Source organism: Isoptericola sp. NPDC058082, from assembly GCF_042885055.1.
Taxonomy (GTDB): Bacteria; Actinomycetota; Actinomycetes; order Actinomycetales; family Cellulomonadaceae; genus Isoptericola.
The window spans coordinates 287,414-306,729 of record NZ_JBHVSQ010000004.1; the positions used below are offsets into that span (position 1 = coordinate 287,414).

The window sequence follows — 19,316 nt, forward strand, 5'->3', positions numbered from 1 at the left end:
CCGCGAGCCAGCGGGTGCCGTCCGACGTTGGAGGCGACGGATGGATCACCGCGGGGCCGACGACGGCCCGGCGCCGACGCCCGCCGAGCCTCCTCGACCGGCGCCCGCAGGGCAGGCCGTGACCCGTGGGGAAGGAGGATGCGATGAACTGCTACGAGTGCGCCACGCGCGACCGGCGGGAGAGGGTGGCGCTGGCGAGCTGCTCCACGTGCGGGGCCGCGGCCTGCGTGGAGCACACGAGGGTCGGCGCGGCCGTGATGCACGAACAGACGCCGGGCAACCCGACCCTGACCCGGCTGCCGGGGCGGCGGCTGTACTGCGTGGTCTGCGCCCCGCCGGGGTCGGTGACGCCCGAGGAGGCCGTGCGGTCGGCGGGCGAGGTGCCGGCGCCCTGACGCCGATGCCGCCGGCAATTCCAGATCCTGCCCGATTTCGGGCAGGATCTGGCATGTCGGGAACGAGGGGCGCATGATGTCCCGGTGACCGACGCCGATCTCGTCGCCCGCATCGCGACCTCCACGGGCCTGTCCCCGGCGGAGGCGGAGCGCGTCGTCGAGGACGTCCTCGCCTGGTACCGCGAACCGGTCGAGGAGTACGTCCGTCGCCGGCACGCGTCGCTGCGCACCTACGGGCGCCGCAACGAGGAGATCTACGCGCAGATCGCCGCCGAGCTGCGCGAGCGCCTCGTGGCCGCCCCGGAGCTCAGCGAGCGCCAGGTCCGTCGCACCATCTACGGCTAGACCCCCACGGCAAGGAGCAACCAGACCCATGTGCGGAATCGTCGGCTACGTCGGCCCCCAGCAGGCAGCACCCGTCCTCGTCGAGGGGCTCACGCGCCTGGAGTACCGCGGCTACGACTCGGCCGGCATCGCCGTGCTCAACCCGCGCTCCAGCGCGCACCCGTCGCGCGTCGTGCGGGCCAAGGGCCGCGTGCGCGACCTCGAGGCCGCCCTGCCCGCGCGTCTCGCCGGCACGGTCGGCATCGGCCACACGCGCTGGGCGACCCACGGCGAGCCGAGCGAGCGCAACGCCCACCCGCACACCTCCTACGACGGCCGCGTGCACGTGGTGCACAACGGCATCATCGACAACTTCCACGCGCTGCGCTCGCGCCTCACCGCCGAGGGCGTCGAGCTCACCTCCGACACGGACACCGAGGTCATCGCGCACCTCGTGGCGCGCGAGCTCGCCGGCGGTCTGGCCTTCGAGGACGCCGTGCGCGCCGCCGTCGCGCAGATCGACGGCACCTACGCGCTCGCGGTGACCGACGTGCAGAACCCGGACCGGATCGTCGTCGCGCGCAACGGCTCGCCGCTGCTGCTCGGCGTCGGCGACGGCGAGATGTTCGTGGCCTCCGACGCCGCGGCGATCGTGCGCCACACCAGCCAGGTCGTGCTGCTCGACGACGGCGACTTCGCCTCCGTGACGGCCGACGGGTTCCGCACCTTCACGAACGACGAGGAGCACACGGCGCGCGACGCCGTCACCATCGACCTCACCGTCGAGGAGCTGGAGCTGGGCGGCCACGCCCACTTCATGCACAAGGAGATCCACGAGCAGCCGGAGACGGTGGAGCGGATGCTGTCCGGCCGCCTCGACGACCGGTTCGGCACCGCCAAGCTCGACGGCCTCAACCTCGACCCGCGCCAGCTGCGCCGGTTCACCCGCGTGAAGATCCTCGGCTGCGGCTCCGCGTACTACGTGGGCCAGCTCGGGGCGTCGATGATCGAGGACCTGGCGCGCATCCCCGCCGACGCCGAGCCCGCGAGCGAGTTCCGCTACCGCAACCCGATCATCGAGCCGTCCACCCTCTACGTGGTGGTGAGCCAGTCCGGCGAGACCGCCGACACGCTCTTCGCCGTCCGCGAGGTGCAGCGCAAGGGCGGCACCGTCGTCGGGCTCGTCAACGCCGTCGGGTCGTCCATCGCCCGCGAGGTGGACGGCGGCATCTACCTGCACGCCGGCCCCGAGGTGGCGGTCGCGTCGACCAAGGCCCTCACGCACATGGGCGTCGGGTTCGCGCTGCTCGCGCTCGCGCTGGGCCGCGTGCGCGACCTGTCCTTCGCGGACGGCAAGCGGATCATCGCCGGCCTGCGGGCGATCCCCGGGCAGATCGCGCAGATCCTGGGCGACGAGGAGGACCTCGCCGCGGCGGCGAAGGAGCTCTCCGAGGCGCCGAGCCTGTTCTTCATCGGCCGCGTGCGGGGCTACCCCGTGGCGCGCGAGGGCGCGCAGAAGTTCAAGGAGATCACCTACCGGCACGCCGAGGCGTACCCGACCAGCGAGCTCAAGCACGGCCCGCTCGCCCTCATCAGCCCCGAGCTGCCGACCGTCGCGATCATGCCCGCCGACGACCTGCTGGAGCGCAACATCACCGCCGCGCAGGAGATCCGTGCCCGCGGGGGCGCCGTCGTCGCGATCACGCACCCGGGCGTCGAGCTCGGCGACGCCGCGACCGCGCGCATCGAGGTGCCGCGCAACGAGGTGGAGCTGGACCCGATCCTGCTGACCATCCCCACCCAGCTGCTCGGCTACCACGCGGCCGTCGCCCTCGGCGAGGACGTGGACCGGCCGCGCAACCTCGCGAAGTCCGTCACCGTCGAGTGACGGCGGCCGCGGGGGAGGTGCGGCGGCTCGCGCTGGAGGTCAGCCACCGACCTCGTCGAGGAGCTGCCGCACCCCCTCGCCGTCCATCAGGCCGATGACGTTGCCCGCCGGGTCGGTGAACCAGGCGCCGTCGCCGCCCTCCATGAAGCCGCGGGCGACGCCCTTCTCGTCCTGGTCGAAGCCGTCGTAGCGCTCCAGGCTCACGCCCTTCGCGACGAGGTCGTCCACCACCGGGTCGACGTCGTCCACCGCCAGGTGGAAGACGGTGAACGCCGCCGGGGTGTGGTCCTCCTTCGGGTACACGAACACCGGGGAGCCCGTGTCGAGGTGGAGCACCAGGCCCATGCCGTCGTCCAGGGTCGTGACGCGGAGCCCGAGGGTGTCCGCGTAGAAGCTGCGTGCCGCGTCGAGGTCGTCCACCGAGAAGCTGGAGAACCCGCGCCGAGTCGTGACCATCGCCGATCCACTCCCTTGTGACCGCCGGTCCCCGGGCGTGGGGAGCCGCCACGAGGGTGCCGGACCCCTCCAGGATCCGTCCGTCGGCGGCGCCACGCCGCTGCCCGGCCAAGATGGTGCGGGTGAAATGGTGCGGGCGGCGTGGGTGTCGTCATGCCGGGTCGGGCTGGTCCTCGATCTGCACGGCCTTGAGCTCCGGGGTGAAGGCGAACAGGTCGCCGTCCTGGGTGCCCACCCACCAGCCGCCGCACTGCAGCGTCGCGTCCTGCTCCTGGCCGGTGGCCCACCAGTCCGCCTCGAGCGTCGAGCCGGTGCGGTAGTCGTCGGCGGTGAGGGTGCCGCGCGCGGGCTTCGCGACGAGCGGGTGGTCGGCGTCGACGGACGTGCAGTCGGACGGCAGGGACGTCACGTCGGCGTCCATCGTGAGGATCACCTCGTCGCCGGTGGTGCGGAAGACGCCCTGGACGTCGGAGGCGTCGTCCGGCACCCAGGAGGGCAGCCCCTCGTCGGCCTTGCCGTCCGCGCCGCTGTCGTACGCGAACGCCTTGGTGTGGCCGGAGCCGCGCTCGCTCAGGGCCTCCGTGATCGCGCCGCACGCCGTCGTCGTGACGGCGACGACGGAGGCGAGGGCCAGCACGCCGACGCCGCGGTAGCGGCGCACGGGGGACGTGGTGACCGCCGAGACGTCGGCGCGGTCGGCGCGGTGGGTGCTGTGGTGGTCGTGGTGGTTCTCGTGCTGCGTCATGTCCTCGACGCTACGAACGCGCAGGTGGTGGCGTCGTCGGCCTCGGAGGGGAACCTCGCCGGCGACGCGTACGACCACGGGAGGACGGCGGGCTCAGGGCCGGCTCAGGGGTTCACCGGAGGGATCACCCGAGGAACTCGCGCACGAGCGGCGTCGCGACGGCCCCGCCCTCGTGGAAGTACGCGTGCCGCAGACCGGGCAGCACCTCGACGCGGGCGCCGGGGATCCGCTGCCCCAGCAGGTCCGCGTTCACCGCGGGGGCGAGCACGTCGTCCGCGCCGTGCAGCACCAGCGTGGGCGCCAGCACCCGGGGCAGGGCCTCCCACGCGTCGTGGCCGTCGCTGGCGCGCAGGTGGTCGCGCCGCGCCTGCGGCGACATGGAGGGGTCGCCCTCGACGGTCGTCGGGCCGGGGTGCGCGGCCACCCAGCCCGGCGTGTACATGAGGTCCAGCAGGGCGCGCCGGGCCGCGCGCCGGTCGGGCTGCACCATCGCGCGGCGCACCTCGAGCGAGCGCTCGACGGCGTGCGCGCCGCCGGGCGTCGTGCAGCCCAGCACGAGCCGCCCCAGCCGGTGTGGGTGGTCGACGGCGAACCACTGCGCCACGCGGCCGCCCATCGACGTGCCGTAGACGTCCGCCCGCTCGACGCGCAGGTCGTCGAGGACGGCGGCGACGTCGCCCGCGAGGCGCCGCGTGCTCAGTTCGCGGTCCGTCGGGCCGGACGCGCCCGTGCCGCGCCAGTCCAGGGTGATCGTGCGGCGCCCGGCGCCGAGCCCGGCGCGCACCGGGTCCCACCACCGGTGCGAGTTCGCCTGCCCGGCCAGCAGCACCAGCGGCGGTCCGTCGCCTCGCACCTGGTAGGCGATCTCGGCGGCGTCGTCGGCGATCGCGTGCGGCACGGTCACAGCGTAGGGCGCCGGTCGAGGCGCGCGGCGACCGCAGCGGCGGTGACGGCGACGGCGGTGGTGACGGTCGCCAGCCCGACCACCCCCGCCCAGCCGGCGGCCTCCCAGACGTGCGTCGCGACCGCACCCATGACGGCGCTGCCCACGTAGTACGCGAAGAGGTACGCGCTCGACGCCTGGGCGGTGCCGCGCCCCTGGCGGTGCGCCCGGTCCACGGCCCAGCCGCTGACCAGCGAGTGCGCGCAGAAGAAGCCGACCGTGAGGATCCCCAGCCCGGCGACGACGGCCACGACGGAGGGCGGCACGGTCACCGCGACCCCGACGGCGAGCAGCACGAGGCCGGCGACGACGGCCGGACCGCGCCCGCGGCGTCGGGCCAGGAGCTGCGCGACGGACGGCGTGACGATGCCGACCGGGTACGCCAGGTACACGAGCGTCACCGCGTGCCCGAGGGAGAACGGCGGCGCCTCCAGCCGGAACGCGACCGCGTTGTAGACGCCGACGAACGTCCCCATGCTCGCGAAGCCGACGGCGCACAGCAGCGCCACGACCGGGTCGCGGAAGGCCGACGCCGTCCCCGTCAGCACGCTGCCGAGCCGCAGCGGGCGCGGCGTGAAGCGCGCCGAGCGCGGCACGAGCGCCCATAGGGCGACGGCGGCGAGGAGCGTCGTGACGCTCAGCACCTCGGTGGCCAGCGGCCACCCGCCGAGCGCGGCGAGCGGGCCGGGCACGAGCCGGCCGACGGCGCCGCCCACCGCCGTGCCCGCGATGTAGGCGGCGTTGGCGCGGGCGTGCGCGCCGGGGTGCATCTCCTCGCGCAGGTAGGCGAGCGCGACGGCGGGCAGGCCGGCCAGCGCCACGCCGGCGAGGCCGCGCAGCACCAGCAGGCTGCCCCAGGTGGGGGCGAAGGCGCTCGCGAGCCCCAGCACGCCCGAGGCGAGCAGCGACCAGCGCATCACCTCGACCCGCCCGAACCGGTCCGCGACGGGGCCGACCGCGAGCAGGGCGACCGCCATCGCCGCCGTCGTCACCGACAGCACCTGGGCCGACGCGCCCGCCGAGACCTCGTAGTGGGCGGCGACCTGCGGCAGCAGCGGCTGCACGTAGTAGAGCAGGGAGAAGTTCGCGAGCCCGCCCGCGGCGAGCCCCAGCAGGGTGCGGCGGTACGCCCGCGACCCGGGGCGGTGGCCCTCCAGGGGTGCGGTGGTGGGCGTCGACGTCGGAGCGGTCGGCGCGGGCGGGGCGGTGGTCACCGGTCCACGATGCGCCCGCCGTTCCGATGCGCCAAATGATCCTGACGCCGGCCGTGATGACAGAATCGCATCAGACCACGGGACGTGAGTCACGGGAGGTGACGTGGACGAGCAGACCCTGCGGGTGTTCCTGTCGCTGTGCGAGACGGAGAGCACGCGCGACACGGCGGCGCTGCTGCGCGTGGACCAGTCGACGGTCTCGCGCACGCTCGCCCGGCTGGAGGCGGGGCTCGGCGTCGAGCTGTTCCGCCGGCACGGGCGCCGGATCGCGCTCAACCGGGCCGGCGTGAGCTTCCGCGGCGACGCCGCGCGGGTGCTCGACGAGATCGAGGTGGCGCGCCGGCACGTGCGCCAGGAGGCGCTGGGCGCGCGCACGGTGCGCCTCGGCTTCCTCCAGTCCGTGGCGCGGTGGCTGGTGCCGCGCGTCGTGACCGAGCTGCGTCGTGCCGACCCGGACCGCCGCTTCGAGCTGCGCCAGGGGTTCGCGCAGGACCTGTTCGGCTGGCTCGACGACGACGTGCTCGACCTCGCGCTCGTCACGCCCCCGCCGCCCGCCCGCACCACGGGCTGGCGGCTGCTGCACGAGCAGGTGCTGTGCGTCGCCGTCCCGCCCGGCCACCGGCTGGCGGGGCGCACGGGCGTGGGCGTCGGCGAGCTGGCGGGGGAGCGGTTCGTCGCCTTCTCCCGCACGACCGAGCTGCGCGGCGTCGTCGAGGGCATGCTCGGCGCCGCCGGGGTCGAGGTGGAGGTCGCGTTCGAGTCCAGCGAGGTCGACACGATCCGCGGCCTCGTCGCCGCGGGGATGGGCGTGGCCGTGCTGCCCCGGCCCGAGCGGCCCGACGCCGCCGACCCCGTGTACGTGCCGCTGGAGCCGCGCACCACGCGGCGGCTCGGGGTGGCCTGGCCCGACCGGGCGCGCCTGCCCGCCCTGGTCCGCTCCCTGACATGACGACGCCGGGATGGGACCGCCCCCCGACGGTCCCACCCCGGCGTCGCGCCGCCGTCAGGCGCAGGTCCCCGCAAAGGTGCCGCGGGTGACGACGTCCGTGTCGGCCGCGGACGTGTCGAGCCACACGGCCCGCTGCCCGTCGCCGAGGGCCGGTGCCAGCTGCGCCCCGGTGGAGCAGGTCACCGCGCCCCAGGTGGCGGTGCCCGCGACGACGTCGGCCGTCGGGGCGACCTTCGCCTTCGGGGCCGTCGACCAGGCCCCTAGGGCGCCCCAGAGGTCGTACGTCGAGTAGGCGAAGTACGAGTCGGTCACGGAGAACTGCGCCAGGAACGTCGCGCCGGCCATCCGCAGCTTCGCTGCCTGCGACAGGTCGGCGAGCGGCGCCGACGAGAAGCTGGTCGACGGCAGGAGGAAGTTCTGGTCCTCGCTGAAGAAAACCCGGTCGGACGTGAGCTGGATGTCCGAGACCATGCCGAAGAGATAGCCGGTGATGCGCTTCTTCTGCGTCTGGCCCGCCGCGAGGTCGTGCACGTAGACCCACGTGCCGTCGTCGCCGACCCACGCCACCGTGCCCTGCCGCATGGTCAGGGTGCTCGCGACCGTCCCCGCCTCAGGGGTGAGGTTGGTCGTGGTGCCGCCGGCGGTCCGCACCAGGACGTCCGTCTCGCCGTCCGGCGTGGTGCGCAGCCAGGCCAGCGTGCCGTCGTCGGTCACTGCCTCGGTCTCGTCCGCCCCCGGCTCGTCGACCACGCGCTTGATCGCGCCCTGGCCCTTGTCGCCGACGCCGTAGATCCCGACCCCGTCGGCCGTGATCCGCGTGAAGACCACCTGGCGCGAGTCGACGGACGGGTCGAGCAGGTACGCGCCGTCCTGGGCGACCTCGTGCCCGCTGTTGCCGTTCTGCTTGCTGAACCGCCCCACGGTGAGGCCGAACTTGTTCGCGCCTTGGTCCCAGGCGATCGCGTCGCCGTGGCTGATGACGTACGTATCGCCGGAGATCTGCGCGGCCTCCTGGTCGACGCCGCCGTACAGCTCGTACGCCGGGATCACCTGCGCCGCGAGGACGGTGCCGTCCTGGGTGCCGGCCCGCTGCTCCCAGCCGGCCGAGATGCCGTGGGCGTCGAACGCCGCGGCGATCGCGTCGAGCACGTCGCCGGACACGTCGAGGGACTCGGCCGCCAGGGTGACGGCGTCGCGCATGGCCGTGAACCCGGACAGCGGGGTGAGGTAGTTCTGCGCCGTCCGGTACACGATCTGGTCCGCGAGCTGCGGGTCGATCGCCTTGCGCAGGTCCCAGAGCGCCCCGCCCACGATGGTCGAGTTGTAGTGCACCCCGCCGTTGTCGACGTCGAGCGTGATCATCTGGTAGTCGTCCAGGGTGGTGCGCCCGTCGTTGAGGTCGCGCAGGGCGCAGTCCTCGAGCGTGCCCTCCCCGTTGCACAGGTACTCGCCCAGGAGGCCCGAGGTCGGGTCGTCCATCGCGATGCCCTTGTCGGCGGTCTCCATGGCATTGCCGAAGTAGTCCGAGATCGCCTCGTTGAGCGCGCCCGACTGGTTGAGGTACACGAGCCCGGCTGAGTGCTCGGTGACGCCGTGGGTCATCTCGTGGCCGACCACGTCGAGCCCCACCGACAGCGGCACGCCGTCCATGTGGCCGTAGACCATCTTGGAGCCGTCCCAGAAAGCGTTGGCGTAGTCGGCGCCGTTGCGCGACACGTTGACGACCGAGTGGACGGTGCCGCCCTTGGCGTCGATGCCGTCGCGGCCCAGCTGCTCCGCCAGGTACTCGTACACCTTGCCGGCGTTGACGTGCGCGTCGACGGCCCCCGACGTCGTGGCGGTGCCGTCGAAGACGTCGGTGTCTGACGCGACGAGGGGCACCGACGCGGGCACGGGACCGCCCGAGAGATCCGTGTACGGCGCGCGCTGGGCGTCGTACGTGCGGATCTGGCCGCCCGCGGCCTCGAACATCGGCCGCGTGGAGTCGACCAGCGTGTACGTGCCGTCGGCCTCGCGGTTCGCCTGGAGCGGCACCGTCGAGCCGTCCACCCGCGTGCCGGTCGCCGCGACCGGGTCGGCGTCGGCGGCGTCCACGTTGTTGTAGGACAGCACGATGCCGCCCACGTGTGCGTCGACGTAGACCTCCTGGCGCACCGGGCTGCCGTCCGGCAGGGCCCCGCGCACCGTGAAGTGCCAGGTCAGGGACCCGCCGGCCGCGTCGGGGAGCACGACCAGCCCGCCGTGCGCCACCTCCGCGTCCACGACGCGCCGCAGCGTGGAGTCCAGGGTCGCGAGGCGGGCCTCGGCGGTGTCCTCGCTCACGGTGGGCGAGGTCGACACCGTGAGGTCCGTGTAGAGCGTGCCCGTCGCCGAGGCGACGTCCTGGACCGGCGCCGCCGAGCGCGCCGTCGTGACCGCCTCCGTCTGCACGGCGTACTGCGCGCCGAACACCGGCACTCCCTCGTGCTGCTGCTGGAGGCGCACCGCGGTCTGGCCGCCGTCGATCGTGGTGCGGACCACCTCGAGGTCCTCGGCGGGGACGTCGTACACGTCCTCGTGGTCGGCCATGTAGGCCAGGGCTGCCTGCCGCGGCGTCCCCGTGCGGGGTGCGTCGTCCAGCCCCTGCGTCGTCGCCGGCGCCACCGCCACCGCGCCGGCGGTGACCGCCGGCGTCGGGTCGTCGCCCCACGCGGGCGCGGCCAGCACCACGGCGCTGGTAGTCGCCGTGGCGAGGCCTGCAGCGAGGATGCGTCGTGCTCGTCGTGTCGTCACCGGTACCCTCCCGTTCCGTCCGTGAGGCGGTCCCTCACGCTCGATGCCGAGAAGGTTCGCCCGGGCTGCTGACCTGGGCAAGGACCCGGGCCGGGCGTCAATGCGCCACGGCGCAAAGCCGCCGTCAGGCCGGGGGGTCGTGATCCAGCCAGCCGGCCTCGGCGGCGCGCCAGCCGAGCTGGAACCGCGTCGAAGCGCCGGTCGACGCCATGAGGGTCTGGAGACGTCGCTGGACGGTGCGATGCCCCATGCCGAGACGGTGCGCGATGGCGGCGTCCGTCAGCCCGACGCGCAGCAGCGCAAGGATGCGGTGGTCCACGGCGTCCGGGCGCGAGTCGCCCTCGTCGTCCGTGGCGCCGCCGCGCGGGGCACCGAGCTGCCAGCCGCCCCGGAACGACTGCTCGAACAGGGTGCTCAGCGCGGTGAGCAGCCCGCTGCGGTGCACCACCAGCGACACCGGCTCCTCCGTCTCGTCCCGGACCGGGTCCAGGGGCAGCAGCGCCAGGTCGTCGTCGGCGAGGACGAGCTTGATCGGCACGCCGTCCGCGACCTGAAGGTGCTGTCCGAGCTCGGCGAACCCGCTGAGCGCGCGCAGTGACCCCGGGTCGTCGAGCCAGCGGACGTCGAGGACGGTGCGGATGACGACACCCCGCTCCATCGCGGCGCGCTCGGCCTCGTCGAAGTTGTCGGCGAAGGAGATGACAGTCGTCCGGCTCGGCAGCGGCATCATCGTGCGGATCTGGTCCCGGGCTTCATGCTGCATCGTGAGCAGGCGCCGCCGGATCGCCGCCTGGCCCATCACCACCTCGACAGGACCGCCCCCGGTGCGCGACTGGGCGGCGCGGTGCCGGTCCGTCAGCTCGGCGACGGCCTCCTCGACCTCCCGCAGGGCGGCCCGCCGTGCGTCGAGCAGCGGGGCGAGGGCGAGCGTGGGGGAGGTGGTCCGGTACCGGATGGCGGCCCCGTCCTGGTCGCGGTCCGTGACCGCCAGTCGCAGCGTGACGAGCCGGTCGAGCACCTCGGTGACGGCGGCGGCGCGCCGCGGGTCGGCGCCGGCCGGGAGCAGGTCGGCGGCCGTGCTGCCGGGCTGGTCCAGGAGGTGTCGGTACACCGCGTCCTGGTCGGCGTCGAGCCCGGTCAGCGCCGCGATCGGCAGGTCGGGGTGACCGCTGGGGGCGTCGTCGCGCTCTGTGACCATCGGCCAGAACGTACCGCGCGGACGTCACGGCGGTGTGTCGGGGACCACGGCGGGATAGGTTCGCGACCGTGAGCCCGGACCCCCTGACGCCGCAGGCGGTGGCGACCCTGCAGCGCCGCACGCTGACCGTCGTCGTCGCGAGCCAGGTGCTCGGTGGCGCGGGGCTGGCGGCGGGCGTCACGGTCGGGGCGCTGCTCGCGCAGGACATGCTGGGCACGGACCGCCTCGCCGGGGTGCCCACGATGCTGTTCACGCTCGGTTCGGCGCTGGCGGCCTTCCTCGTCGGGCGTTTCACCCAGCGCGCCGGCCGCCGCGTCGGCCTGGGGCTGGGCTTCGCGGCCGGCGGTCTGGGCGCGGTCGGCGTGGTCGTGGCCGCGGCCCTCGGCGCCGTCCCGCTGCTGCTGGTGTCGCTGTTCGTCTACGGCGCGGGCACGTCCACCAACCTCCAGGCCCGGTACGCGGGCACGGACCTCGCCGCCCCCGACCGCCGCGCGACGGCGGCGAGCGTCGCGATGGTGTCCACGACGCTCGGTGCGGTGGCGGGGCCGAACCTCGTGGAGCCGCTGGGCGGGCTGGCGACGTCGCTGGGGCTGCCCGCGCTCGCCGGACCGTTCCTCCTCGCGGCCGTCGCGTTCCTCGCCGCCGGCGGCACGCTGTTCGCCTTCCTGCGGCCCGACCCGTTCCTCGTCGCGAAGGCGCTGGCGCGCGCGGACGTCGCCGCGTCGGCGGGGGCGGACGACGCGTCGCCGCGCACCGCGCGGCGCGTGCCCGCCGGCGTCGTCGTGGGTGCCACGGTCATGGTGCTGACGCAGATCGCGATGGTCGCGATCATGACGATGACTCCCGTGCACATGCGCGGTCACGGCCACGACCTGAGCGACGTCGGCCTCGTCATCGGCATCCACGTGGCCGCGATGTTCCTGCCGTCGCTGGTCACGGGAGTGCTGGTCGACAAGGTCGGGCGGTTGCCGATGGCGGTCGCGTCGGGCGTGACCCTGCTGCTCGCGGGGATCACCGGAGCCGTGGCGCCGGGTGACTCGATGGCACTGCTCGTGCTGTCGCTCGCGCTGCTCGGGCTGGGGTGGAACTTCGGCCTCATCGCTGGCACGGCGCTCATCGTCGACGCGACGACGCCCGCCACCCGGGCCCGTACCCAGGGCACGGTCGACGTGCTCATCGCCCTCGCCGGAGCCGGCGGGGGTGCGATGTCAGGGGTTGTGATGGCCGGATCGAGCTACGCCACGCTGGCCCTCGGCGGCGGCGTCCTGTCGCTGCTGCTGATCCCGGTGCTGTTCCTCACGCGGAGGCCGTCGCGGGCGTCGGCGTGAGCGCGGAGAGCGAGCCGGCGAGGCCCGCGACGGCGCCCGGCACCGCGCGGTAGTACGCCCAGCGCCCACGCTGCTCGCGCTCGAGCAGGCCCGCCTCGACGAGGATCTTGAGGTGGTGGCTGACGGTCGGCTGCGCCAGGCCGACCGGCTCGGTGAGGTCGCAGACGCACGCCTCGTGGCCCTCGTGGGCGGTCACGATCGACAGCAGCTGCACGCGCGTCGGGTCGGCGAGCGCCTTGAACGTGCGGGCGAGGTCGCGCGCCTCGGCGACGTCCACCGGGGGAGCGGCCGTGCCGCAGCAGCCGCCGTCGGTGGACACGGGCGTCAGCGGCAGGTCGATCGTCGTCATGCCTCCATCTTGCCACGCATCGAAGAATGTGGATACGTTGTCCCCGTTCAGTCATCGAAGTTCATCGATACGAGGGAGTGCGAGATGGTCGAGACGGTGCGGAGCGAGCTCCCGGTGGTCGTGATCGGCGCGGGCCCGGTGGGCCTGGCGGCGGCGGCGCACCTGCTGGAGCGCGGCCTCGAACCCCTGGTGCTGGAGTCCGGCGAGGGCGCCGGCGCGGCCGTCGCCTCGTGGGGGCACGTGCGGCTCTTCTCGCCGTGGCGGTACGACGTCGACGCCGCGGCCCGGCGGCTCCTGGAGCCCACCGGGTGGACCTCGCCCGACCCCGACGCCCTGCCGACCGGCGACGAGCTCGTCGAGGGCTACCTCGCCCCGCTGGCCGCGACCCCGCAGATCGCGTCCCGGCTGCGCACCGGCACGCGCGTGCTCGCCGTCGCCCGGGACGGGGCGGACAAGACCCGCTCGCTCGGCCGTGAGCGCCGCGGCTACCGGGTGCGGACCGTGGACGCCACGGGCCGCGTCGCCGACGTCCTGGCCCGCGCCGTCGTCGACGCCTCCGGCACCTTCTCGACGTCGAACCCGCTCGGCGTCAGCGGCCTGCCTGCGGCCGGCGAGGCCGACGCCGCGCCGTTCGTCACCGGGCCGCTGCCCGACGTCCTGGGCGCCGACCGCGCCCGCTTCGCCGGGCGGCACGCGCTGGTCGTCGGGATGGGCCACTCCGCGGCGAACACCCTGCTGAGCCTCGTGGAGCTCTCCGAGTCCGAGCCCGGTACGACCGTCACGTGGGCGATCCGCGGCGGCTCCGCGCGCCGTCTGTTCGGCGGCGGCGCCGACGACGAGCTGCCCGCCCGCGGGCTCCTCGGCACCCGGCTGCGCGAGGCCGTCGACGCCGGCCGGCTGCGCCTGCTGACCCGGGTGTCGATCGAGCAGCTGGTCCCCGGGGCCGACGCCGTGCAGGTGCTCGGCACCGCCAAGGACGAGCCGCTGGCCCTCGAGGTGCACGCGATCGTCGACGCGACCGGCTTCCGGCCCGACCTGGGCATGCTGCGCGAGGTGCGCCTCGACCTCGACCCCGTCGTCGAGGCCCCGAGCGCGCTCGCGCCGCTCATCGACCCGAACCAGCACTCCTGCGGCACGGTGCCGCCGCACGGCGAGGCGGTGCTGCGCCACCCCGACGACGGGTTCTACCTGGTCGGCATGAAGTCCTACGGCCGGGCCCCGACGTTCCTCCTGGCCACCGGGTACGAGCAGGTGCGCTCCGTCGCCGCCGCGCTGGCCGGCGACCGGGCCGCCGCCGACGCCGTCGAGCTGGACCTGCCCGCCACCGGCGTCTGCTCCAGCGACCTGGCGCTGGCGGCCGACGGCGAGTCGTCGGCCGGGTCGTGCTGCGGCACCGCCCCGGCGGAGCCGCAGCTCGTCACGCTGGGCGTCGGCGCGCCGGCCGGAGTCGGCTTCGCCTCCGGCGTCGCGCACGGCCGATCCGGCGACGGCGAGGACGCCTGACGGCGGCAGCGGGGTCAGTGGGCGACGGGGTCGACGCCCAGGGACGCGAGCAGCCCGAGCACCCGGCGCCGGATCTCGTCGCGGATGGGGCGGACGGCCTCGATGCCCTGGCCGGCGGGGTCGTCGAGCTCCCAGTCCTCGTACCGCTTGCCGGGGAAGATCGGGCAGGCGTCGCCGCAGCCCATGGTGATCACGACGTCGGACGCCTGGACGGCGTCGGTCGTGAGCACCTTGGGCTGTTCGGCGGTGATGTCGATGCCGGCCTCGGCCATGGCCTCGACGGCGACGGGGTTGATGCGGTCGGCGGGCATGGAGCCGGCCGATCGCACCTCGACGGCGCCGCCGGACAGGGCGCGCAGATAGCCCGCGGCCATCTGGGAGCGGCCGGCGTTGTGCACGCAGACGAACAGGGCGGCCGGCTTCGTGGTGGTGTCGGTCATGGTGGCTCCGTCGGGTCAGGGGGTGGGCAGGTCGAGGTCGGGCAGCAGGTCGGCGAGCAGGGCGCGGACGCGGGTGTCGAGCTCGCCGCGGATGGCGGCGACGCCCGCGGGTGAGGCCAGGGCGGGGTCGCCCACGAGCCAGTCCTCGTACCGCTTGCCGGGCAGGACCGGGCACACGTCACCGCACCCCATGGTGATCACGACGTCCGCGGCGCGGATCGCGTCGTCGGTCAGCGGCTTGGGGAAGGCCTCCGGGTCGTCGACGCCGAGGGCGGCGAGCTCGGGCCGCACGGCCGGGTGCACGTCCGTGGCCGGCGTGGACCCGGCGGAGCGCACGACGACCCGGTCTTCGGCGTAGTGGTGCACGAGCGCGGCGGCGAGCTGGGAGCGGCCGGCGTTCGCGACGCACACGAACAGCACCTGGGGCGGACCGGCGTGCGCGGTGCCGCCGGTATCGGCGCGAGAGGCGTCGCGGGTCAGGTCCGCGAGACGCTGGCGTGCGAAACGCTCGGTCAGGGTCAGGAGGTGGGCGGAGACCTTGGCCGAGCGTGCCAGCGCGGTGTAGGACTCGCGCACCGTCCGCAGGACGACGTCGGCACCCAGGTCGGGGTGCGCCGCCATGAGCTCGCGGGCGAGCCGGTCGAGGGCGGCGTCGGCGTCCTCGAGCCCGGTCAGGTGCGGGTGCGGGCCGAGGGCGTCCAGGGCGGCCGGGGCGAACGACTCGAGCAGCGTGCTGATCGCGGACTTGTAGCCGGGCGTGATGCGGTACCAGACCCAGGTGCCGCGGCGCTCGGAGGTGAGCACCCCGACGTCGCGCAGCACCTTGAGGTGGTGCGACACGGTCGGCTGGGACACGTCGGTCAGCTCGGCCAGGTCGCACACGCACGCCTCGCCGCCGGGGGCGGTCGCGAGGAACGACAGCATGCGCAGCCGCAGCGGTTCGGCCAGCGCCTTGAGCGTGGTCGCGACGACGCCGGCGGCCCCGGTGCCGATCGCGTGGGCCTCGATGCCGGGCCCGCAGTCGGGGTCGCGCACGGTCAGGGGCAGGTTCGCCCGCTTCGACCCGCTCGCGGTGTCGGTGGTGGTCATGACCTCACCTCGTCCAGCCGATGGGGAACGTCGACGGTGTCGGCGACGTCGGGGTCGACGCCGAACCAGCGGCGCGCGACCCAGAGGGACACGTAGACCAGGCCCACCAGGACGGGGACCTCGATGAGCGGCCCGACGACGCCGGCCAGCGCCTGTCCGGAGGCGGCGCCGAACGTGCCGATGGCCACCGCGATCGCGAGCTCGAAGTTGTTGCCCGCCGCGGTGAACGCCAGCGTGGCCGAGCGCGCATAGCCGAGGTTCAGCAGCTTGCCGAGGATCATGCCCACCGCCCACATGACGGCGAAGTAGACCAGCAGCGGCAGCGCGATCCGCACCACGTCCAGCGGGTTCGACGTCACGGCGTCGCCCTGCAGCGCGAAGAGCAGCACGATCGTGAAGAGCAGCCCGTAGAGGGCCCACGGGCCGATGCGGGGGAGGAACGTCTCCTCGTACCAGTCGCGGCCCTTGGCGCGTTCGCCGATCCGGCGGGAGGCGAAGCCGGCCACGAGCGGGATGCCGAGGAAGACCAGCACGTTGAGCGCGATCTGCCCGATCGAGATATCGAGGCCCTGGGTGTCCAGGCCGAGCCAGCCGGGCAGCACGGTCAGGTAGAAGTACCCGAGCAGGGAGAACGCGACGACCTGGAACACCGAGTTGATCGCGACCAGCACGGCCGCGGCCTCCCGGTCCCCGCACGCGAGGTCGTTCCAGATGACGACCATGGCGATGCAGCGGGCGAGGCCGACGATGATCAGGCCGGTGCGGTACTCGGGCAGGTCGGGCAGGAACGTCCAGGCCAGGGCGAACATCAGCGCCGGGCCCACGATCCAGTTCAGGAGAAGCGAGCTCGCGAGCAGCTTCCTGTCTCCGGTGACGGCGGTGACCTTGTCGTAGCGGACCTTGGCCAGCACCGGGTACATCATCACCAGCAGGCCCAGTGCGATCGGCACCGAGATCCCGCCGACCTCCATCGAGGCCAGCAGGACCGACAGCGTCGGCACGAACCGGCCCAGCAGCAGGCCTGCGACCATCGCCAGCCCGATCCACCACGGCAGCCAGCGGTCCAGGGACGACAGCCGGGCGGGGCGTTGCATAGACATGCGTCTATATTGACGGATCTCCATCCAGGGGCGCAAGACGGGCTCAGGACTGCGGCTCGACCGGCCCGTCCTCGCCCACGGCGAGCTCGCCGCAGCTCGTCCCCTGCGCCGTGACGACCACGGGGTCGTCGGGGCCGGCGCCCTCCGCGACCGTCGACGCCTCGCCGTTGGACGCCGCCAGCGCACCGTCGTCCAGTTCCACGAACGTGCGCTCGACGGTGAAGGAGCCGCCGTCGGCGGACGTCGCGTTCAGGCCGGCGAGGTGCAGCGCACCGTCGACCTCGGTGCAGCCGACCCCCGTGCCCTGGCCCGTGAAGCCCTTGTCGAACGTGTAGGGCGCGCCCGCGAGGTTCTGCGTCGCGGCGAGGTCGCAGTCGGCGGCGGAGAACAGCAGCACCTCGCGGCCCGTGTCGACGAGCGCGATCGGCGCGGTGTCGTCGCCCGCCGCCACGACGTTCACGACGGCGGACGCGCGCTGCGGGCTCGCGGAGTCGACCGCGACCGAGAAGGTGGCGCCGGACGCCGTCGTGATCCCGAACCGGCGGTCGGCGCCCCCGGTGAGCCATGCGGTGTCGGCCTCGCCGTCGCCGTCCACGTCGACCGTCTCGTGCGTGTCGGCGCCCTCAGGGGTGCCCTCGTCGGTCTCGGCGCAGCCCGCGGCGCCGGTCGTCGTGGGCGAGGCGGAGGGGTCGGGGGAGGCGTCCTGGGTCGCGGTCGCGGTGGGGGGCGGCGACGCGGCCGTCGCGCCGTCGCCGCCGTCGTCCCGCACGACCAGCCAGACGACGACGGCGACCACCACGACCGCGGCGAGCACGATCACCCGCCAGGTCCAGGGGTTGCGGGCGGGGGCGGGGTCGGGAGAGTCGCTCATGTTCCCCAGGCAAACACCGTCAGGCGGGGTCGTGCACCTCGTGAGCCCCGTGCAGGCGGGCGTGCAGGTCGCGCACCTCGTCGGCGAGCTCGGGCGCGGGCCCGCGCGTGGGGATCCCGGGCGCGACGTCGCCCACGGGCAACGGGGTCACCGGTCCGGGTGCCACGCCCCACTCCTGGAGCCACGCGGTGAGCTGGGCCGTGCTGGTGGCGTACACGATGGGGCCGAGACCGACCCAGGCGTGCGCCGCGCTGCACATCGCGCAGTGCTCGCCCGACGTGTACGCGGTGGCGCCCGCCCGCTCCTCGGGCGTGAGGTGCGCGGCGGCCCAGCGGGCGATCTCGAACTCGGGATGGCGGGTCTGGTCACCGCCCTGCACGCGGTTGCGGTCCTCGAACACGACGGCGCCGGTCGCGTCGACGAGCAGCGAGCCGAACGGCTCGTCGCCGTCGTCCAGCGCCTCGCGCGCGAGCTCCACGCAGCGGCGGAGGAACGGCAGGTCGGCGTCGGTCGTCGCGGACGGCTTCTGGTATCCCATGCGGCCCATCATGCCTCGCCGCGGGCGTCGCCGGCGGGCGGTGCGGGAGCGTCGTCGAACAGCGCCAGCTGGGCCTGGACGGCGGCGCCGACACGCGCGACGTCGTCGGTGGCGAGCAGGTCGAGCAGGGCGCCGCGCAGCAGGGCGAGGATCGCCGTGCGGCGGCGGGCGCCGGCCTCCGACTCCCGCTCGCCGGCGGGCTGGTGGGCCGCGAGCAGGGCGAGCCAGTCGTCCACCGTGCCGCGGGCGAAGCCGTGCCACGGCCCGTCGGCCGCGCCGAGCGACCGGGTGTAGGACTCGGCCCACAGCCGCAGGAGGGGCCGGTGCTCCGGGTCCGCCAGCCACTCCCACACGTGCCGGCCGGCGTCGGCGAGTCCCCGTCCGTCGCCCCGGTGGTCGAGGAGGGCGGTCTCGTCCTCGCGCGCGCGGGCGAGCACGGCCCGGAGCAGGCCCTCCTTGCTGCCGAACAGCAGGATCAGCACCCGCGGGCTCGAGCCGACCGCCGCCGCGAGGGGGCGCAGCGAGAGGTCCGTCAGCCCGTGCTCCAGCGCGTACCGGTACGCCGCCTCGAGCAGCTCGGTGCGGCGGGGGGAGGGGGGTGGTGCCTGGCGCGTCATGGGGGCTAACCTAGCGGACGAGTGAAACAGTCGTTTCAGTCCGGTGGCCGAGGGGTCGCCGACCCGATGTGAGGAGGGGCCATGACCGGGACGGTCGTCCGGCATGCCGTCGTCGTCCGGCCCGCGGACCGGCCGGGGGACCTCGGGTGGATCGTGCAGACCCACGGCGAGGTGTACCACCGCCAGTTCGGCTGGGACGCGGACTTCGAGGTGCTCGTGGCCCGGATCGTGGCCGACTACGCGAGCGCCCACGACCCCGCGCGCGAGGCCGCGTGGATCGCTGAGGTGGACGACCGGCGCGCGGGCTGCATCCTCCTGGCGGCCGACGAGGAGGACGGCGTGGCGCGGCTGCGCCTCCTGCTCGTCGTGCCGGAGGCGCGCGGTCACGGAGTCGGCGGCCGCCTCGTCCAGGAGTGCCTGCGATTCGCCCGGGACGCCGGCTACCGGCGCGTCGTGCTGTGGACCAACGACGTGCTCGCGTCCGCCCGGCACCTCTACCAGGCGGCCGGGTTCGCGCTGGTCGACGAGCAGCCGCACCACAGCTTCGGGCACGACCTCGTCGGCCAGACCTGGGCGCTCGACCTCACCTGACCCGCC

General features: G+C 74.5%; 20 protein-coding genes. 7 read left to right on the forward strand and 13 right to left on the reverse strand.

Features of this window, described 5'->3' with window-relative positions; all coding sequences use genetic code 11:
- The first annotated feature begins 143 nt into the window (after nucleotides 1-143).
- The 3 genes from ACFVS0_RS08270 to glmS all read left to right on the forward strand — a co-directional run bounded on the left by ACFVS0_RS08270 (nucleotide 144) and on the right by glmS (nucleotide 2,607).
- On the forward strand, nucleotides 144-395 hold the full coding sequence (locus tag ACFVS0_RS08270) for a hypothetical protein (protein ID WP_430587674.1): 252 nt from the start codon (nucleotides 144-146) through the stop codon (nucleotides 393-395).
- Nucleotides 396-479: 84 nt separating this feature from the next.
- Nucleotides 480-740, forward strand: coding sequence for a hypothetical protein (locus ACFVS0_RS08275; RefSeq protein WP_430549311.1), 261 nt, complete (start codon nucleotides 480-482; stop codon nucleotides 738-740).
- Between the two features lie 28 nt (nucleotides 741-768).
- The gene (glmS, locus tag ACFVS0_RS08280; RefSeq protein WP_430549310.1) at nucleotides 769-2,607 is read left to right on the forward strand and encodes a glutamine--fructose-6-phosphate transaminase (isomerizing); all 1,839 of its coding nucleotides are present in this window, start codon (nucleotides 769-771) and stop codon (nucleotides 2,605-2,607) included.
- Between the two features lie 39 nt (nucleotides 2,608-2,646).
- On the opposite strand, the gene ACFVS0_RS08285 is transcribed toward glmS, so the two are convergent.
- The 4 genes from ACFVS0_RS08285 to ACFVS0_RS08300 form a co-directional block, all read right to left on the reverse strand.
- Nucleotides 2,647-3,063, reverse strand: coding sequence for a VOC family protein (locus ACFVS0_RS08285; protein ID WP_430587675.1), 417 nt, complete (start codon nucleotides 3,061-3,063; stop codon nucleotides 2,647-2,649).
- 151 nt (nucleotides 3,064-3,214) lie between these two features.
- On the reverse strand, nucleotides 3,215-3,808 hold the full coding sequence (locus tag ACFVS0_RS08290; protein ID WP_430587676.1) for a hypothetical protein: 594 nt from the start codon (nucleotides 3,806-3,808) through the stop codon (nucleotides 3,215-3,217).
- 124 nt (nucleotides 3,809-3,932) lie between these two features.
- On the reverse strand, nucleotides 3,933-4,706 hold the full coding sequence (locus ACFVS0_RS08295) for an alpha/beta fold hydrolase (protein ID WP_430587677.1): 774 nt from the start codon (nucleotides 4,704-4,706) through the stop codon (nucleotides 3,933-3,935).
- A 2-nt stretch (nucleotides 4,707-4,708) separates the two neighbouring features.
- Nucleotides 4,709-5,965, reverse strand: a complete 1,257-nt coding sequence (locus tag ACFVS0_RS08300; RefSeq protein ID WP_430587678.1) for an MFS transporter — start codon at nucleotides 5,963-5,965, stop codon at nucleotides 4,709-4,711.
- 103 nt (nucleotides 5,966-6,068) lie between these two features.
- On the opposite strand from ACFVS0_RS08300, the gene ACFVS0_RS08305 reads away from it, so the two are divergent.
- Entirely contained in the window at nucleotides 6,069-6,914 is an 846-nt protein-coding gene (locus ACFVS0_RS08305; RefSeq protein WP_430587679.1) for a LysR substrate-binding domain-containing protein, read from the forward strand.
- Between the two features lie 54 nt (nucleotides 6,915-6,968).
- Here ACFVS0_RS08305 and ACFVS0_RS08310 read toward each other — a convergent pair whose 3' ends face one another.
- Both ACFVS0_RS08310 and ACFVS0_RS08315 read right to left on the reverse strand, forming a co-directional pair.
- On the reverse strand, nucleotides 6,969-9,686 hold the full coding sequence (locus ACFVS0_RS08310) for a M4 family metallopeptidase (protein WP_430587680.1): 2,718 nt from the start codon (nucleotides 9,684-9,686) through the stop codon (nucleotides 6,969-6,971).
- Between the two features lie 124 nt (nucleotides 9,687-9,810).
- Nucleotides 9,811-10,884 (reverse strand): hypothetical protein, encoded by a 1,074-nt coding sequence (locus ACFVS0_RS08315; RefSeq protein WP_430587681.1) that lies wholly within the window; start codon nucleotides 10,882-10,884, stop codon nucleotides 9,811-9,813.
- A gap of 68 nt (nucleotides 10,885-10,952) precedes the next feature.
- Here ACFVS0_RS08315 and ACFVS0_RS08320 point away from each other — a divergent pair, with 68 nt between their 5' ends.
- Nucleotides 10,953-12,212, forward strand: coding sequence for an MFS transporter (locus ACFVS0_RS08320; protein WP_430587682.1), 1,260 nt, complete (start codon nucleotides 10,953-10,955; stop codon nucleotides 12,210-12,212).
- Here ACFVS0_RS08320 and ACFVS0_RS08325 read toward each other — a convergent pair.
- Nucleotides 12,181-12,561, reverse strand: coding sequence for an ArsR/SmtB family transcription factor (locus tag ACFVS0_RS08325; protein ID WP_430549303.1), 381 nt, complete (start codon nucleotides 12,559-12,561; stop codon nucleotides 12,181-12,183). The two genes, ACFVS0_RS08320 and ACFVS0_RS08325, sit on opposite strands and share 32 nt — an antisense overlap.
- 84 nt (nucleotides 12,562-12,645) lie before the next feature.
- Here ACFVS0_RS08325 and ACFVS0_RS08330 point away from each other — a divergent pair, with 84 nt between their 5' ends.
- Entirely contained in the window at nucleotides 12,646-14,064 is a 1,419-nt protein-coding gene (locus ACFVS0_RS08330) for an FAD-dependent oxidoreductase (protein ID WP_430587683.1), read from the forward strand.
- Between the two features lie 14 nt (nucleotides 14,065-14,078).
- On the opposite strand, the gene ACFVS0_RS08335 is transcribed toward ACFVS0_RS08330, so the two are convergent.
- Genes ACFVS0_RS08335 through ACFVS0_RS08360 form a run of 6 tightly spaced genes read right to left on the reverse strand, consistent with a single transcriptional unit; the run spans nucleotide 14,079 to nucleotide 18,719 of the window.
- On the reverse strand, nucleotides 14,079-14,504 hold the full coding sequence (locus ACFVS0_RS08335) for an arsenate reductase ArsC (protein WP_430587684.1): 426 nt from the start codon (nucleotides 14,502-14,504) through the stop codon (nucleotides 14,079-14,081).
- Nucleotides 14,505-14,519: 15 nt separating this feature from the next.
- On the reverse strand, nucleotides 14,520-15,593 hold the full coding sequence (locus ACFVS0_RS08340; protein WP_430587685.1) for a metalloregulator ArsR/SmtB family transcription factor: 1,074 nt from the start codon (nucleotides 15,591-15,593) through the stop codon (nucleotides 14,520-14,522).
- Nucleotides 15,590-16,693, reverse strand: a complete 1,104-nt coding sequence (arsB, locus tag ACFVS0_RS08345) for an ACR3 family arsenite efflux transporter (RefSeq protein ID WP_430587686.1) — start codon at nucleotides 16,691-16,693, stop codon at nucleotides 15,590-15,592. Before arsB ends, ACFVS0_RS08340 begins: the two co-directional genes overlap by 4 nt.
- 43 nt (nucleotides 16,694-16,736) lie before the next feature.
- On the reverse strand, nucleotides 16,737-17,564 hold the full coding sequence (locus ACFVS0_RS08350) for a hypothetical protein (RefSeq protein ID WP_430587687.1): 828 nt from the start codon (nucleotides 17,562-17,564) through the stop codon (nucleotides 16,737-16,739).
- Between the two features lie 19 nt (nucleotides 17,565-17,583).
- The gene (locus ACFVS0_RS08355; protein ID WP_430549299.1) at nucleotides 17,584-18,102 is read right to left on the reverse strand and encodes a nucleoside deaminase; all 519 of its coding nucleotides are present in this window, start codon (nucleotides 18,100-18,102) and stop codon (nucleotides 17,584-17,586) included.
- Between the two features lie 8 nt (nucleotides 18,103-18,110).
- Nucleotides 18,111-18,719: a TetR/AcrR family transcriptional regulator gene (locus tag ACFVS0_RS08360; RefSeq protein WP_430587688.1), complete on the reverse strand. Its 609-nt coding sequence runs from the start codon at nucleotides 18,717-18,719 to the stop codon at nucleotides 18,111-18,113.
- 81 nt (nucleotides 18,720-18,800) lie between these two features.
- Between ACFVS0_RS08360 and ACFVS0_RS08365 the strand changes: the two genes are divergently transcribed.
- Nucleotides 18,801-19,310, forward strand: coding sequence for a GNAT family N-acetyltransferase (locus ACFVS0_RS08365; protein WP_430587689.1), 510 nt, complete (start codon nucleotides 18,801-18,803; stop codon nucleotides 19,308-19,310).
- Nucleotides 19,311-19,316 lie beyond the last annotated feature (6 nt).